Annotated in this window: 16 protein-coding genes and 1 other annotated feature; of the genes, 13 read left to right on the forward strand and 3 right to left on the reverse strand. The window is 32.8% G+C overall.

Annotated features, from left to right (window positions below):
* The first annotated feature begins 85 nt into the window (after positions 1-85).
* The 7 genes from BLQ56_RS23835 (at position 86) to BLQ56_RS07565 (ending at position 4221) form a co-directional block, all read left to right on the forward strand.
* Positions 86-202: a helix-turn-helix domain-containing protein gene (locus BLQ56_RS23835; protein WP_238457207.1), complete on the forward strand. Its 117-nt coding sequence runs from the start codon at positions 86-88 to the stop codon at positions 200-202.
* 27 nt (positions 203-229) lie between these two features.
* Positions 230-673 (forward strand): XRE family transcriptional regulator, encoded by a 444-nt coding sequence (locus tag BLQ56_RS07540; protein ID WP_238457208.1) that lies wholly within the window; start codon positions 230-232, stop codon positions 671-673.
* 41 nt (positions 674-714) lie between these two features.
* Positions 715-1275 carry an AAA family ATPase gene (locus tag BLQ56_RS07545; protein WP_090851826.1) on the forward strand — a complete coding sequence of 187 codons (561 nt, stop codon included), beginning with the start codon at positions 715-717 and terminating at the stop codon, positions 1273-1275.
* Between the two features lie 252 nt (positions 1276-1527).
* Positions 1528-2337, forward strand: coding sequence for a class I SAM-dependent methyltransferase (locus BLQ56_RS07550; protein ID WP_090851829.1), 810 nt, complete (start codon positions 1528-1530; stop codon positions 2335-2337).
* Between the two features lie 29 nt (positions 2338-2366).
* Positions 2367-2789 carry a hypothetical protein gene (locus BLQ56_RS07555; protein WP_090851831.1) on the forward strand — a complete coding sequence of 141 codons (423 nt, stop codon included), beginning with the start codon at positions 2367-2369 and terminating at the stop codon, positions 2787-2789.
* Between the two features lie 185 nt (positions 2790-2974).
* On the forward strand, positions 2975-3442 hold the full coding sequence (locus BLQ56_RS07560; protein ID WP_090851834.1) for a GNAT family N-acetyltransferase: 468 nt from the start codon (positions 2975-2977) through the stop codon (positions 3440-3442).
* Between the two features lie 263 nt (positions 3443-3705).
* Complete coding sequence (locus tag BLQ56_RS07565) at positions 3706-4221, forward strand: nucleotidyltransferase family protein (protein ID WP_090852897.1); 516 nt, start codon at positions 3706-3708, stop codon at positions 4219-4221.
* Positions 4222-4674: 453 nt separating this feature from the next.
* On the opposite strand, the gene BLQ56_RS07570 is transcribed toward BLQ56_RS07565, so the two are convergent.
* Positions 4675-5589, reverse strand: a complete 915-nt coding sequence (locus BLQ56_RS07570) for a LysR family transcriptional regulator (RefSeq protein WP_090851837.1) — start codon at positions 5587-5589, stop codon at positions 4675-4677.
* Between the two features lie 526 nt (positions 5590-6115).
* Between BLQ56_RS07570 and BLQ56_RS07575 the strand changes: the two genes are divergently transcribed.
* The 5 genes from BLQ56_RS07575 (at position 6116) to BLQ56_RS07595 (ending at position 10561) form a co-directional block, all read left to right on the forward strand.
* A complete protein-coding gene (locus BLQ56_RS07575; RefSeq protein WP_090851840.1) occupies positions 6116-7069 on the forward strand; it encodes a quinone oxidoreductase family protein in 954 nt (317 codons plus the stop codon).
* A gap of 252 nt (positions 7070-7321) precedes the next feature.
* Positions 7322-7562 (forward strand) — a binding site (T-box leader).
* A 190-nt stretch (positions 7563-7752) separates the two neighbouring features.
* Positions 7753-8991, forward strand: coding sequence for an MFS transporter (locus BLQ56_RS07580; RefSeq protein ID WP_386756488.1), 1239 nt, complete (start codon positions 7753-7755; stop codon positions 8989-8991).
* Positions 8992-9104: 113 nt separating this feature from the next.
* Positions 9105-9293 carry a hypothetical protein gene (locus BLQ56_RS07585; RefSeq protein ID WP_090851846.1) on the forward strand — a complete coding sequence of 63 codons (189 nt, stop codon included), beginning with the start codon at positions 9105-9107 and terminating at the stop codon, positions 9291-9293.
* 173 nt (positions 9294-9466) lie between these two features.
* Complete coding sequence (locus tag BLQ56_RS07590; RefSeq protein WP_090851849.1) at positions 9467-10087, forward strand: NUDIX hydrolase; 621 nt, start codon at positions 9467-9469, stop codon at positions 10085-10087.
* Between the two features lie 90 nt (positions 10088-10177).
* Entirely contained in the window at positions 10178-10561 is a 384-nt protein-coding gene (locus tag BLQ56_RS07595; RefSeq protein WP_090851852.1) for a group-specific protein, read from the forward strand.
* Positions 10562-10668: 107 nt separating this feature from the next.
* Here BLQ56_RS07595 and BLQ56_RS07600 read toward each other — a convergent pair whose 3' ends face one another.
* Entirely contained in the window at positions 10669-11112 is a 444-nt protein-coding gene (locus BLQ56_RS07600; RefSeq protein ID WP_090851855.1) for a GNAT family N-acetyltransferase, read from the reverse strand.
* An 866-nt stretch (positions 11113-11978) separates the two neighbouring features.
* Here BLQ56_RS07600 and BLQ56_RS07610 point away from each other — a divergent pair.
* The gene (locus tag BLQ56_RS07610) at positions 11979-12299 is read left to right on the forward strand and encodes a hypothetical protein (protein ID WP_090851861.1); all 321 of its coding nucleotides are present in this window, start codon (positions 11979-11981) and stop codon (positions 12297-12299) included.
* A gap of 132 nt (positions 12300-12431) precedes the next feature.
* Here BLQ56_RS07610 and BLQ56_RS07615 read toward each other — a convergent pair whose 3' ends face one another.
* A complete protein-coding gene (locus BLQ56_RS07615) occupies positions 12432-13316 on the reverse strand; it encodes a LysR family transcriptional regulator (protein ID WP_238457209.1) in 885 nt (294 codons plus the stop codon).
* Between the last annotated feature and the right edge of the window lie 32 nt (positions 13317-13348).

Here is a 13348-nt window from a genome sequence, read left to right on the forward strand (position 1 = left end):
CTTTGTAGACATCTATGTTCTCTACGGAGCGTTTATTGAGAAATGCATCAGTGCTGGATATCCTATATTTATGGAGGTGATTAATGTGGATTGTAACAAAGTTGGAAGGTTACTTTTGAGTCTTCGGAAAGAGAAAGGCATGACACAAATGGATGTTGCCAATGCAATGAACATTAGTGATAAAACGATTTCTAAATGGTAGCGTGGTTTAGGTTGTCCTGATGTTTCTTTGCTTAGAGAATTATCTAACGTACTAGGTGTTAATATTGAAAATATATTGTTAGGTGAGTTAGATCCCAATGATACTGATGGAGGAAACATGAGAAGAATTAACTTTTATGTATGTCATAATTGTGGGAATATTATCAATAGTTCAAGTGAAGCTCAGATTTCATGCTGTGGAAGAAAATTAGAATTACAAATTCCAACGCTTGAAAATGTTGACCACGAAATAACTGTCAATGAAATTGAAAATGAATACTACATTACCATCCAGCACGAAATGAGCAAAACACACTATATTTCCTTTATAGCACACGTTACATTAGACAGAGTGATAATTGTAAAGCTATATCCAGAACAAGACGCGGAAGTACGAATACCAAAAATGGTACGTGGAGATTTTTACGCATATTGCAGCCAACATGGATTATGGATGAAAGTAAATAAATGATTCTTGATTTTCTAAAGAACCGTTGAGATGGAGGGATTTGTTTGTATAAAAGAATACACATATTTGGTGCGGCTGGTACAGGAACTACTACCCTTGGAACTGCTCTAATAGAGCACCTTCAACATAGACATCTTGATACCGATGATTATTTTTGGATCACTAAGTATACAGAACAAAGACAAGTACCTGATAGAATTAGATTACTTAATAGAGATTTAACCCGATATGAAAAATTGATTTTAACAGGTGCAATATGCGGTTGGGGTGACCAGTTTAAGCAGTCTTTTGACTTGGTAATCTTTTTGTCGTTACCAAAAGAAATCAGACTTAAGAGATTACAACTTAGGGAGTACGAGCGTTATGGCGAGGAAGCACTAGAGGGAGGGAGTAAGTTCGAGCAGTCAAAAGCATTTTTGGACTGGGCTTCACTATATGATGAAGCAGGTATGGATGTTAGAAGTAAAACATTACACGAACATTGGATGTCAGACCTACATTGCCCGGTATTGAGGATTGAAGGAGATTATTCAGTACAAGAGCGGGTGAAAATCGTCTTGGATTATTTAAAGGAAGATAGAAGTATTAGATATGCTAGACTCTGAACCACCCTATTATCAAGGGTGGTTGTTTTTTTATAATAAACAAATGCAAGGATAGTATACAACAGTTAGTAGATTCGGACAAAACCATAGAGTCTTTGAACTAAGTCATTAAACCATTCAGAGAGTCTACTCTTAAAAAGAACGACATAACATCAATTGGCGATACACTTTTTTAATTGAAGTTAATTCTAGAAAGGATATGACCTCACTTGTATCGAATATATAGAAAAAAATGGGATTTGGGTGAAGAATATGAGCAAGGTTATTAACTATTACAATCAATTTGATGAGTGGGGAAGACTTGAACGTGAACCGATAGAGTTTCAAGTAAACTGGCATTATATAAAGAAGTATATGCCCCAAACAGGATATGTCCTTGATAATGGAGCCGGACCAGGAAAATATTCTATGAAACTTGCTAAGGGAGGTTATAAGATCACACTCACAGATTTAACCCCCAGGTTAGTTGAATTTGCAAAAGATAAAGCAAAAGAACTTGATTTAGAAGGACAATTTGAAGGGTTTTATACAGCGGATGCTAGAGATCTTAGTATGATTGAAGATGAAAAGTTTGACTCTGCATTAATGCTTGGTCCTATGTACCATTTACAGGAAGAAAATGACCGTATTTTAGCAGTTAAAGAATTAAATAGAGTGACTAAAAAGGCTGGACTGGTTTTTGTTGCCTGTATGCCTCGAATTAGACACATACTTACATCGCTTTTATCTCCTGAGAATTGGAAACCAAACAACAATATGGATGCTATTTCTCAATTTTCACAATCAGGTTGCTTTAATCACACAGAAGAAGGACGTTTTACAGGTGCATATTATTATAATATAGAAGAAATCAATCCTTTTATGGAAGCATACGGATTTGATTCTCTAGAGTTAATAGGCTCCAATGTAGGTGCAATCTTCAATAAAGAAAACTGGGATTACTGGAAAAACAAAGGTGAAAAAGAAGTAGACAAAATAATTGATCTAATTATAGAAGAAGCAACAGACCCATATATTCTTGGTATTTCTTCTCATTTACTTTATATTGGTAGGAAAAAGTGAACAAATAGAAAGTAAGGAAGTGTTCTCGGTTGAAAAAAGTCAATTTAATTTTCGCTTCTTTAATTGTAATAGCAATCGTTGGATTTTTCATTTTTAGTGGAATGACAAAATCTTTCGAAGATAACGTACCTAAAGAGCTTCTAAGTGAAGTAACCAGTGTAGAAATCCTAAGAACTTTTGATAATAAAGAGGTAGTTATTGAAGATAAATATGGGATTGATGAAGTAATGAGTTCTTTTTCTAATGCAAGATTAAAAGAGTCTAAGATTCACAAAATTGAATCAACGGATTCTTATTGGATAACTATACGAGCAAATAACGAAAGAAAGTTCGGAATAACTGTCTACGATGAGGAATATTTAATTGTTTATGATTATGAATCATCAGAGGTTCATAATTATCAGATTAAAGATGGCTTTTCAATAACGACAATAGAAAAAATTTTTGAATAAAGTGTTGCCCGAACCTTTTGGTTCAATCAATTTTTTGTTATGTAGTAATTCAAGTGGATACGTTTAACGTCTACTCTTCCAGTCACGAACGAATTGTAACGATATAAAACATAGGGCAATGAAGAAGGTTTTATTCAATTTATATAGAAGGCTCTTATCCTATAGAAAAATAAGAGGATGATTTTATGGTGGAAATCAAAAGTGCAAAAGTAGAAAATTATCGTATTATTACAGAATTATACGAAGAACTAATAAAAGAGATTTGTGAAAAAACCAATACGGAACTAAATTTACCAGCTAAATCTCAATCATTGGAATTATGTAAACAGTATTTGGAAAGTGAAACTTACAAGTTTTTTGTGGCAGAAATAGAGACGGAAATTGTTGGATTTATATCAGTCTGTTCAAGCTACTCTCTATATGCAGGTGGAGAATTTGGGGTCATTCAGGAATTTTTTGTTCGTCCTAGTTATAGATCGTTGAAAATTGGCTCTATGTTATTAGCTAAAGCAAATGAATATGGTAAACAAGTGGGATGGAAGCGATTAGAGGTTGCCACCCCACCTTTACCACAGTTTGATAAATCATTTGTGTTTTATAAGAATAATGGGTTTATAGATGGAGAAGGAAGAAAAATGAAGCTAGAAATTTAGTGAATCTTTTGAAAGCATTTTAGGTATTTGATGATATATGGTTTCAACTGCTGGTAGTGAAGTTTTGTCTGATGGAGATTCTAATTACTCTAGTTTTAATATGTAACACTCTTTTGAATTTATTAGTAAATTAGAACGTAAATTTTTAAAAAATAAAAACAACAAGGGCGGCATTTCCTTAAGAATCCGTATTAGTTCATAAAGGGGTATAAATTGTGCTTACTGAAGATGAAATTACTAGTCTTATAGAAGAAGATGAATGGATGATGGAAATATTAAAAACAGTCAAAGTATTAAACTTATCAGATTGGTGGGTTTGTGCAGGCTTTGTTAGATCAAAAATTTGGGATGTATTACATGGGTTTCGTGTTAGAACACCGATACCAGATATTGATGTAATCTATTTTGATTCAACAATCATAAATGAATTAGAAGAAAAGAAGAATGAAGGTAGACTCAAATATCTCTTGCCAACGATTCCTTGGTCGGTAAAGAATGAAGCCAGAATGCACATTAGAAATAATATTGACCCATATTCTTCTTCAGTTGATGCTATTTCAAAATTTCCAGAAACGGCAACAGCATTAGGAGTAAAGTTAGATGAAAGGGATAAAGTTATTTTAACAGCTCCTTGTGGAATTAGTGATGTTGTCAATTTGGAAGTAAAACCGACTCCGTATTTTCTTGAAAACAAAGAGCTTTCATTCATTTACAATCAGCGTATTTTAACTAAGAATTGGGAGGCTACTTGGAATAAGTTAAACATTCATCGAATATAAACCTTGTTCATCAACTAAGGGGATGAATATGACCGGGATCAATCTAAGGAGGATAATCCCTTTTTTTTAGAAAAGAGGTTTCTTGAAGAACGCGAGGAAAGTCTTTTCTTAATAATAAAAGGAAATAAATGTTGTTAAAATGATTATATGAAAACTTCTTCAAAACTAGGATGGGGAATAGGTATGGATTTAATAACGTTATTTATTGACTTATTCAAACCATAAAGGGCTTTTTTTAAATGAAGACGGTGTACTGGATAAAACAAGAGTTATTCTTGGTTCAGCGATGGTTCTATTTTTAGTAGGGGTAATCACTTTTATCACATACGATTATTTAACAGGTTAAAGATTTTTGAATACCGAAGAATCCCATTACGGAACTTCATAATGTAAGTAAACGGGTATAAAGGAAACCAATTACAAGAAATATTATATAGTACTTACCAAACAAAATTATCCAGTAATTCTGTTTTTCTCATATTCTCTAAATGTACTACGTGTGAGTTCAATAAAAGCTCTTAATGGTGGGGTGAGCCATTTATCTTTATGCCATGCAATTTGTGTGTGAATTGTTGAGTCTAAATTTATCCATGCTAGTTCTTGCATTATTCCTTCTTTAATTTCTTTTTCAACCACCATTGCTGGTAAAATAGCAATCCCAAGACCTGTTTTAACACATTGTTTTATTGCTTCTATACTTACAAATTCAAATTTATTTAAAATAGAAAGATTTGCAAAATGAAAAGACTCTTCTAATATTGTTCGGTAGGAGCATCCCTTTTCTGTAAGCAAAAATGTTTCGTTCTCATAGTGGTGGGGAAAAACTGCCTTTCTTATTGGTAACTGATAATCAGCTGCTACAACAACCTTGAGTTCTTCTTGAATAAGTGTTTCAATATGTAATGCATCGACAGGCTTTACCTTATCCATAATAAACGCAATATCAAGCTTGCCCTCTAAGAGCTGTTCTCTTGCTTGGTCATTTGAGTAAGATTGTTTAAATACGATTTTAACATTAGGAAATTCCTTTTTAAACTTTTTCAATAATACAGGGAGGCGGTACGTACACTGACTTTCCTGAGCACCAATTGTTAACGTACCAGTTGGTTCCTCATTTCCATTTACCACTTCCTTAGCCTCTTCAGAAATCATAATCATCTTTTCAGCATACAGTTTAAACTGCTTACCAGATTCCGTTAAAATTAGTCGTTTACCTAAACGTTCAAATAAAGGTGTACCTAACTCCATTTCAAGGGTCTTTATTTGAGCTGTGACGCTTGACTGGGCAAAATTGAGGATTTTTGCAGTTTGTGTAAAATTTAGAAGGTCTGCTGCTGTTATAAATGTAATCAATTGCTTTGTATCCATTTATCCACCTCGTTTTAATCGTTAAAAACGATTGATTCAATCGAAATAATCCGCTTTTTTGATTTGTAAATCCATTATAAGCTAAGTATAGAAAATATGAAAATGATGAGCTGTTTAAAGAGAGAAGATAGCATGGTATTTATTCATTGTGGCACTCGAAAAAATGGAAATACTGAGACTTTAACAAGTTAACCAATAAAAGAAGTAGAGTATGACAGGGATAATGAAGAACTTTATTGATCGATGGTCACATCCAACTATAGATATAAATTATCCATGTTTCAAGAAGAAAATGGAAGATAAAAAAACTTTTGTTATCGCCCTAAAGGTGGTGATGAGCCCATTATTAAAGGACCTCCAATGATTCAACAATTTCAATAGATTTCTAACTTTATGGGAATCGAATTTGCAGCATATTTATTAGGGAAAGGAAAAATCAGGTGGAATTTTAGAAGATTACCAAGCATTGAAAGCTTTTGCCAGTTTAAATAAAAGATTAAACGAAATACAAAAGGAGGATTTATACGTGAAAGCACTTGTAATGGACGGTTTTGGTGGACCAGAGATACTAACATATCAAGAAGTTTCAAATCCAGTTTTGGAAGATAACGACCTCCTCATTCGGACAGAAGCAATTGGGCTAAATTTTGCGGATATCTATAGAAGAAGAGGTGGCTATACGCGAGAGGGGAACATTTTAGGTTATGAGGCTGCAGGATTTGTAGAAAAGGTGGGTGAAGGTGTAACTGATTATAAAGTAGGTGATCGTGTTGGATTTGCGGATGTCCCCTATGCTAACGCAGAACTTGTGAAGGTTCCTAAAGACCAAGCAATACCTCTTCCAAGTAATATATCATTTAATACTGCTGCAAGTGTATTGCTGCAAGGATTAACAACGGACTTCCTAATTAATGATAGTTTCAGTGTTCAATCAAAGCATACTGTGGTGATTCAGGCAGTTTCTGGGGGAGTCGGTCAACTTTTACTTCAAGTTGTGAAAAGTAAAGGTGCAACGGTTATTGGGGTTACCTCAACATGCAAGAAAAAAGAAATTGCATTAAAGCTAGGTGCAGATGAAGTTTTTCTTAGATCAGAGGATTGGCTAAGTTCAATTTTTAACCTTACTGGAGTTGGTGCAGATGTTGTCTATGATGGAGTTGGAAGTACATTACTAGATAGCTTATCTGTTGTAAAACCAGGTGGTACAGTTGTATTTTACGGAACGGCTGGTGGTGATCCTGCTCCATTAGATCCTAAGATGCTTATCACACATTCAAAAACTCTTGCTGGAGGTGACTTATGGGAAATGGTGACTGAAAGCGAGGATAGAATTAAAAGGGCGAATCGCCTTTTTGATTTGATAATAAAGAATGAAATCATACTTTCTTCTCCAACGATATTTCCTTTATCACAAGGTGCAGATGCACATCGATTTTTAGAAAGTGGAGAGAGTACAGGTAAAGTTTTAATGAAACCTTGACAACAGGTATTTTTATTCACTCTATTTTCATTTAAAAAAAATATAATTACACTTTATGAAGCTTAAACCCTACTAAAGGTTTAGGTATAAGAAGAACCTATTGCGTTTTCTTTTTGCAATTAGGACTTGACGATAAGCCAAGTTTTTCTTTAATTAGTAATTCAAATAAAGTTTGAAAGATTACTTTACAAGGTTAGAAATGAAAAATTCGTTTACAAAAATTGTTAACTTCAGTAAAATTAATACAAATTAACAAATGCGTTGAAGAGAAGAGTAAATAACCCTTATTCTTTCCAGAGAGCTCCGTTTGCTGAAAAGGAGTAAGAATAGGTTATTGAACCAAGACTCTGAGCATCACATTGGAACCAATGGGGGATGGTGTGGCGGGTGCCCCCGTTATAGGGCTAAGGTATAAAATGTACCTGATAAGATTAATATGGTGACATATTAATAAACTGAGGTGGCAACACGATGATATAATCTCGTCCTCAAGGCTTTAGGGTCTTGGGGGTGGGATTTTTTTCTTTTCTTTTTATAAGGCTGTTTTCTCAAAGTTTTTTGTTTTAAGACATACAGTATTCATCCTGCGGCTTTAAAAGCAAGAATTTATACGCAAACAGCCTTTTTTAAAGATTATATTATAAGGTATGACTATTGGGGGGAGCTTATTGAATTTAAAGAAAATGATATCATCATGGAAATATCCATCAATATTATTAGTCGGAATCGGAGTTTCCAATATAGGTGAATGGATTTATTTCATTTCTCTTAATTTAATTGTATTAGACATGACTGGGTCTGCTTTAGCAGTTTCTGGTTTGTATATCATTAAGCCATTAGCTACTATATGTACTAACTTTTGGGCGGGAAGCTTAATAGACCGTCTGAATAAACGAAAGCTAATGGTTTTACTTGATATAGTCAGAGCTATATTTATAGCGTTATTACCTTTCTTTTCAACAATTTCTCTAATCTATTTATTTGTATTTTTTATTAATATAGCAAGTTCAATCTTTGGTCCAACATCAATGACTTATATAACAAAATTAATTCCACAAGAACAACGAAAACAATTTAATTCTCTTCATAGCCTTATTACATCAGGTGCATTTTTAATAGGTCCAGCATTTGCAGGAATCTTATTTTTTATTGGATCTCCGATATTTGCAATCTATATTAATGCGATTGCTTTATTCTTATCAGGTGTAATTACATTGGCAATGCCAGATATAGAGAAACATACGACAGTATCTTCTGATGATAATAGATTATCGTTGAAAGTAATTAAAGAGGACTTGTCAGTTGTATTTGAGTATAGCCGAGAGAACAGATATGTTATGATGATTTACTTTTTGTTTAGTGGTGTGATGGTCATAATGGCAAGTGCTGTGGATTCTCTTGAAGCAGCTTTTGCAAAGGAAGTTCTTTCTTTGTCGGATAGTGAGTATGGATTCTTAGTAACGATTGCTGGAGCGGGTATTGCTATTGGTGCCTTAATTAACTCCTTTTTCGTTAAGAAAATTCACACCTCTGTTTTAATAGGTGTTGGGACTGTTTTGGTTTCAACAGGGTATATTATATTTGCCTTTTCTAGTTCATTTCTTGTTGCAGCCACAGGTTTCTTTACACTAGCCTTTTTTATAGCCTATGCAAATACAGGTTTTCTTACATTCTACCAAAACAATGTACCAGTTGATGTAATGGGGAGAATTGGAAGTGTTTATCATTTAATTCAGGCTGCTTTAGTTATACTAGTAACCAGTATTATGGGAATTGCTGCTCAAATTGCATCCATTCAACTCGTCGTTATTATAGGTGTTCTTGTCATGATGGTCTTATCCATTTCATTATGTATCACTTCCTTTCTGCCTTCGAGGAGTCATATCTTTCAATCTGAATTAATTGTAACTAAGAAAATTTAGTCTATTAATAGAATGGTGTATTTTTTATTAAATGCTTGTTTCCAGGAGGATTAGTAGTTGTTTTAAAAAGAGGAGATTAATAAAAGTTAATGAAATATAAAGGAGGTAAATTAATGGCTTTGGTATGGATTTTTGTCGGATTGTTCATTGCAGTACTTTTGTTATTTGGTTATTTTTTAGATAAAAAAACCAACCGTTATAAACAAATCAGCGATAAGAATGTTAAAGACGGACAGGAGTCAATTAAAGATGAAGCACAAAAGCATAATCCACCTAATTCTAACCAAACAAATTGGTGGTAAATTAATTGTTACATCCAAACCTAGCGAACATATGGTCTTGAACTATTGAGTTGCGACAATTGAATAATCTGTCGCCCCTGATTTTGCTAGTGAAACTGCTAAAAGTGTGTCAATTTTATAATAACAAACAATTAAGTTTATTACTTTCTTAATAAGAAAAAGGAGATTAGAAGATGAGTGAAGAACTGAAAATCTTTGATAAGAAGCGAAATGAAATAGGCGTAGCCCAAAGGGATCAGGTACATATACATGGTTATTGGCACGAAACATTCCATTGTTGGTTTGTAGATAAAAAGGATGGAGTTAATCATATTTATTTTCAAAAACGTAGTGATGTTAAAAAAGATTATCCAAACCTCTTAGATATAACTGCTGCTGGACATATATTATCTAATGAAAGTGTTTCTGACGGTATTAGAGAGGTAAGGGAAGAATTAGGTATAAATGTTGAAATGGAAGAACTAATACCACTAGGGATTATTGAAGATTGTATCATTTCAAATAGCTTTATAGATAGAGAATTTGGACATGTATATGTATATCATATGAAAGATAAGGATACTTTCATATTGCAACAAGAAGAGGTATCTGGAATTGCAAAAACAAGGTTTGATGATTTTTTTGATTTATGTCTTGGAGAAAAAGACACAATCAAAATCGAAGGCTTCGAGATTAATGAATTTGGAAAAACATTCAACTATATTAAAAGTGTAAGTCTAAACGAATTTGTACCTCATCAACGAACTTATTTAGAAAATGTTGCTAAGTTAATTGCGGATAACCTAAGAAGTTGAGCAATGAACACAGACCCTTTGGAAAGAAAAATATTTAGAAATGAATATTTTTTGAATTAATTTTACCGAGCCTAAGAAAGGGAGCAAATCATGAAAAAGTTTTATGTTGCATCTAGTTTTAAAAATATAGAAGCAGTTCGTTATGTTACCAACGAGTTAATAAATAGAGGTTATATTCATACATATGATTGGACAAAACATGAAAGAGCTTCATCAAATGAGGAATTAAAAGAAATAGGAAAGCTAGAAACCATTGCAGTAACACAAGCAGATTTTATCATTGTATTACTACCAGCAGGTAAAGGAAGTCATATTGAATTTGGCATTGCACTTGGACAAGGAAAAACAATTTATCTATACTCACAAAATGATGAAGTAAATAACTTCGAAACAACGAGTACCTTTTACCATTTGCCTCAAGTTAAGAAATGTATTGGTACGATTGATGAGTTGATTTTAACAGTTACAAAGTAAGAGAGTATCAATTCTAAACTTGAAAGCTACTCTTCAAGAAATTGATAATAGTAGTAGAGAAATACAAAGACCTCTGATCTAGAGGTCTTCCGAGAAAGACTTTTTGGCTATATTGAATAGTTCAACCAATTACTCTGAGACCCACCCATCTTTTCATAAAATCTTTGGGCATTGTAATTATCAGTTGCGGTTACCCACCCCATATGTGCATATTCATTTTCTTTTGTATATTTTTCACATTGTTTAAACAGTTCTTGGCCTACACCTGTTCCTCTGGCGTTTTCAACAACGAATAAATCATTCATTATTGTTATTTTATCAGCTTTTGTTGTACTAAAGCTAAAATACAATGTTGAAAAGCCAAGTAATCTACCATCTTCTTCAGCGATGAACTGGATACCTTTCTTCTTTTGTAATAACGTCTCAATTAAACGATGTATGTTTTCAATAGGTGGTTTAGGTCTTTTATAAAAATCAACGATATACTGATACATCAAATCAGTTAATTGGTTTAAATCATCTTTTTCTGCGGTTCTGATTATTAAGGGCATCGTTATACTCTCCTCTTTTCATTAAAATTATTGTATTAATATACACCAACCTGAAATTTTATTCAATAACATTCTTGAGAATCCTTGGTAATTTATTAGACGCTTTTTTGTGGAATTTATCCTAATAAATGTAATGGTAAAATATGGTATAGTAATATCAAATGTTAAATAAAGGAAAGGAGTTCCTGAATGAGGAGGAAAATGTCAATTGAAGTGAGTAATTCTAATGGCGAATTTAAAAGAGAAACTGATATTAATACAATTTCTGGAAACTTCCAACTAGAAAGGTAGTTGAGTTAGATGTATTGGAAACTAAGAATTCCATTAATATTAGGGGTTATAGGAGTTGTTTCGGGACTTGTGCAAAAGTTCCCGAACCTTTTTCTTGTGAATAGTTCTTACCTTATTTCTAGTGCCCTTTTTATCGGTTTGATAGGAATCATTTTTACTATTTTAGAGAAAACAGATCTGAACGAAAGAAAAGTTCATTTTACAATCGGCGTTGGCATAATCCTTTTTGGTTATACTTTTGACTACCTTATGGCATAGTGTGCTAACGTTAGTATTTCTTTAAAAAGGAGAAGTGTTTTAGTGGAAGTGATAACGTATTTACAAAGGGGAAAATATAGAGATGAATAATTGGTGGTATAGTTTTTACTTTTTAGTTCTAGGAGTAGTATCCTTTTGGAGAGATAGTAACATTTGTTATGTTAGGTTTTATTTTTATAAGTTTGAATAATATCAACGCAACACTAAAAAAGATTTATAAGCTAAATGGTGAATATAACAAAATGGATGAAAACCAGGATTAAAAGAAACCTACTATTTCAATAAAGGGTCGATGATGGAGTTAAGAGAGGTGTTCTATGAATATAGAAACAATTACAAATTTGTTTTTTATATTTTTATTAATAGTGGGTGTGATTAGCTTTTTTGTTGGTGTTGGCTTTATGAGAATATTTAAAAACTATAAAACTGGTTTTCTTGCATTGTTTGGTCTAAGTTTTTTATTGAATGTTATTCTCTTTGAGTGGTACCAATCTGCTCTATTAGAGATAGCTATAGGAACCATCCCTATTGTATTTACCCATTTATTTGCTATTGTTTTATACTTTATCTATCTAATTATTAGCTGGTTTGTTTTAAGAAGAATTAATAAACAAAATCTATTAACTAATTCAGGATAGACTCTATTTTTAACATCAAAATGAATATTTCTAATACTACTGGACCATTCCTTCAAATAGAACTTTTTTTACTAACGGCTTCTTTGGTTCAGTAAATTCAAAAGGGCATAAATCTATCTATATGCCCATTTTTTAGAGTCTTGTTTCAACTAAATGTGTAAAAAATTTAGTTGCTGCTAGTGACAGAGGAATCTCTTTTTTTGTTATTAGTCCTATTTTTCTTTTTTCTATTTTTACATTTAAACGAACTTCGAATAGTTCACCCTCAGATAATTCTTTCGAAACCAACTCTTTAGTGACAAATCCAATCCCCATTCCAATTTTTGCGCATTCAATTAACAATTCAACGCTTCCAACTTCAATGTCGGGCTTTACGTTTAGCCCTTGTTTTTGGAATAGTCGCTTTAGAAATCTTCTTGAACTGCTTGTTTCCGAAAAGGAAATGATAGGGTAGTTGAGTAGGTCTTCAAGGGTCAGAATTGATTCAGCCAAATCTTTATATTTCTCCCCTACAATAAACGTACTATTAATGGTTAGAAATTCGGTTATTTTTATTTGATCGTGATCAATCGGTAAATGAATGACACCAATATCAATAAGACCGGTTGATAACTTTTCCAAAATCTGAGGTGTTGAACCATGTTGTAGCTTAATCCTGATTTCTGGAAACAGGTCTTGGAATGTTTGGATATGGGGAAGTAAAAAATGTTTACAAGTTGAATCACTACCACCAATTGTAACTTGTCCACTTTTAAAATTTTTCAGCTCAGAGATCTTTCGTTCAGCATTATTAATTAATCCAAAAGCTGGACTGATATATCCAAATAAAGTTTCACCTTCATTTGTCATTGTTACTCCTTTTGAGGTTCTAACAAATAACTGAACACCAAGTCCTTCCTCCAATTGTTTAATAGCATGACTTACGCTTGGTTGTGTAATATATAATTTTCTTGCGGCTTTGCTGAAATTCTGTTCAATTGCCGTCACATAAAAAACACGATAAAGGTCAAGTTGCATGATATAGATACCACCTATGGTTGTTATCAAAT

The sequence above is a fragment of the Litchfieldia salsa genome (assembly GCF_900104555.1).
GTDB classification, from domain to species: domain Bacteria; phylum Bacillota; class Bacilli; order Bacillales; family Bacillaceae_L; genus Litchfieldia; species Litchfieldia salsa.

Coding starts and splice junctions, on each gene's coding strand:
- BLQ56_RS07560 (WP_090851834.1), top strand. CDS start 2,975: ATGGTGGAAATCAAAAGTGCAAAAGTAGAAAATTATCGTATTATTACA.
- BLQ56_RS07550 (WP_090851829.1), top strand. CDS start 1,528: ATGAGCAAGGTTATTAACTATTACAATCAATTTGATGAGTGGGGAAGA.
- BLQ56_RS07615 (WP_238457209.1), bottom strand. CDS start 13,316: ATGCAACTTGACCTTTATCGTGTTTTTTATGTGACGGCAATTGAACAG.
- BLQ56_RS07590 (WP_090851849.1), top strand. CDS start 9,467: ATGAGTGAAGAACTGAAAATCTTTGATAAGAAGCGAAATGAAATAGGC.
- BLQ56_RS07585 (WP_090851846.1), top strand. CDS start 9,105: ATGGCTTTGGTATGGATTTTTGTCGGATTGTTCATTGCAGTACTTTTG.
- BLQ56_RS07570 (WP_090851837.1), bottom strand. CDS start 5,589: ATGGATACAAAGCAATTGATTACATTTATAACAGCAGCAGACCTTCTA.
- BLQ56_RS07565 (WP_090852897.1), top strand. CDS start 3,706: ATGATGGAAATATTAAAAACAGTCAAAGTATTAAACTTATCAGATTGG.
- BLQ56_RS07580 (WP_386756488.1), top strand. CDS start 7,753: ATGATATCATCATGGAAATATCCATCAATATTATTAGTCGGAATCGGA.
- BLQ56_RS07600 (WP_090851855.1), bottom strand. CDS start 11,112: ATGCCCTTAATAATCAGAACCGCAGAAAAAGATGATTTAAACCAATTA.
- BLQ56_RS07610 (WP_090851861.1), top strand. CDS start 11,979: ATGAATATAGAAACAATTACAAATTTGTTTTTTATATTTTTATTAATA.
- BLQ56_RS07595 (WP_090851852.1), top strand. CDS start 10,178: ATGAAAAAGTTTTATGTTGCATCTAGTTTTAAAAATATAGAAGCAGTT.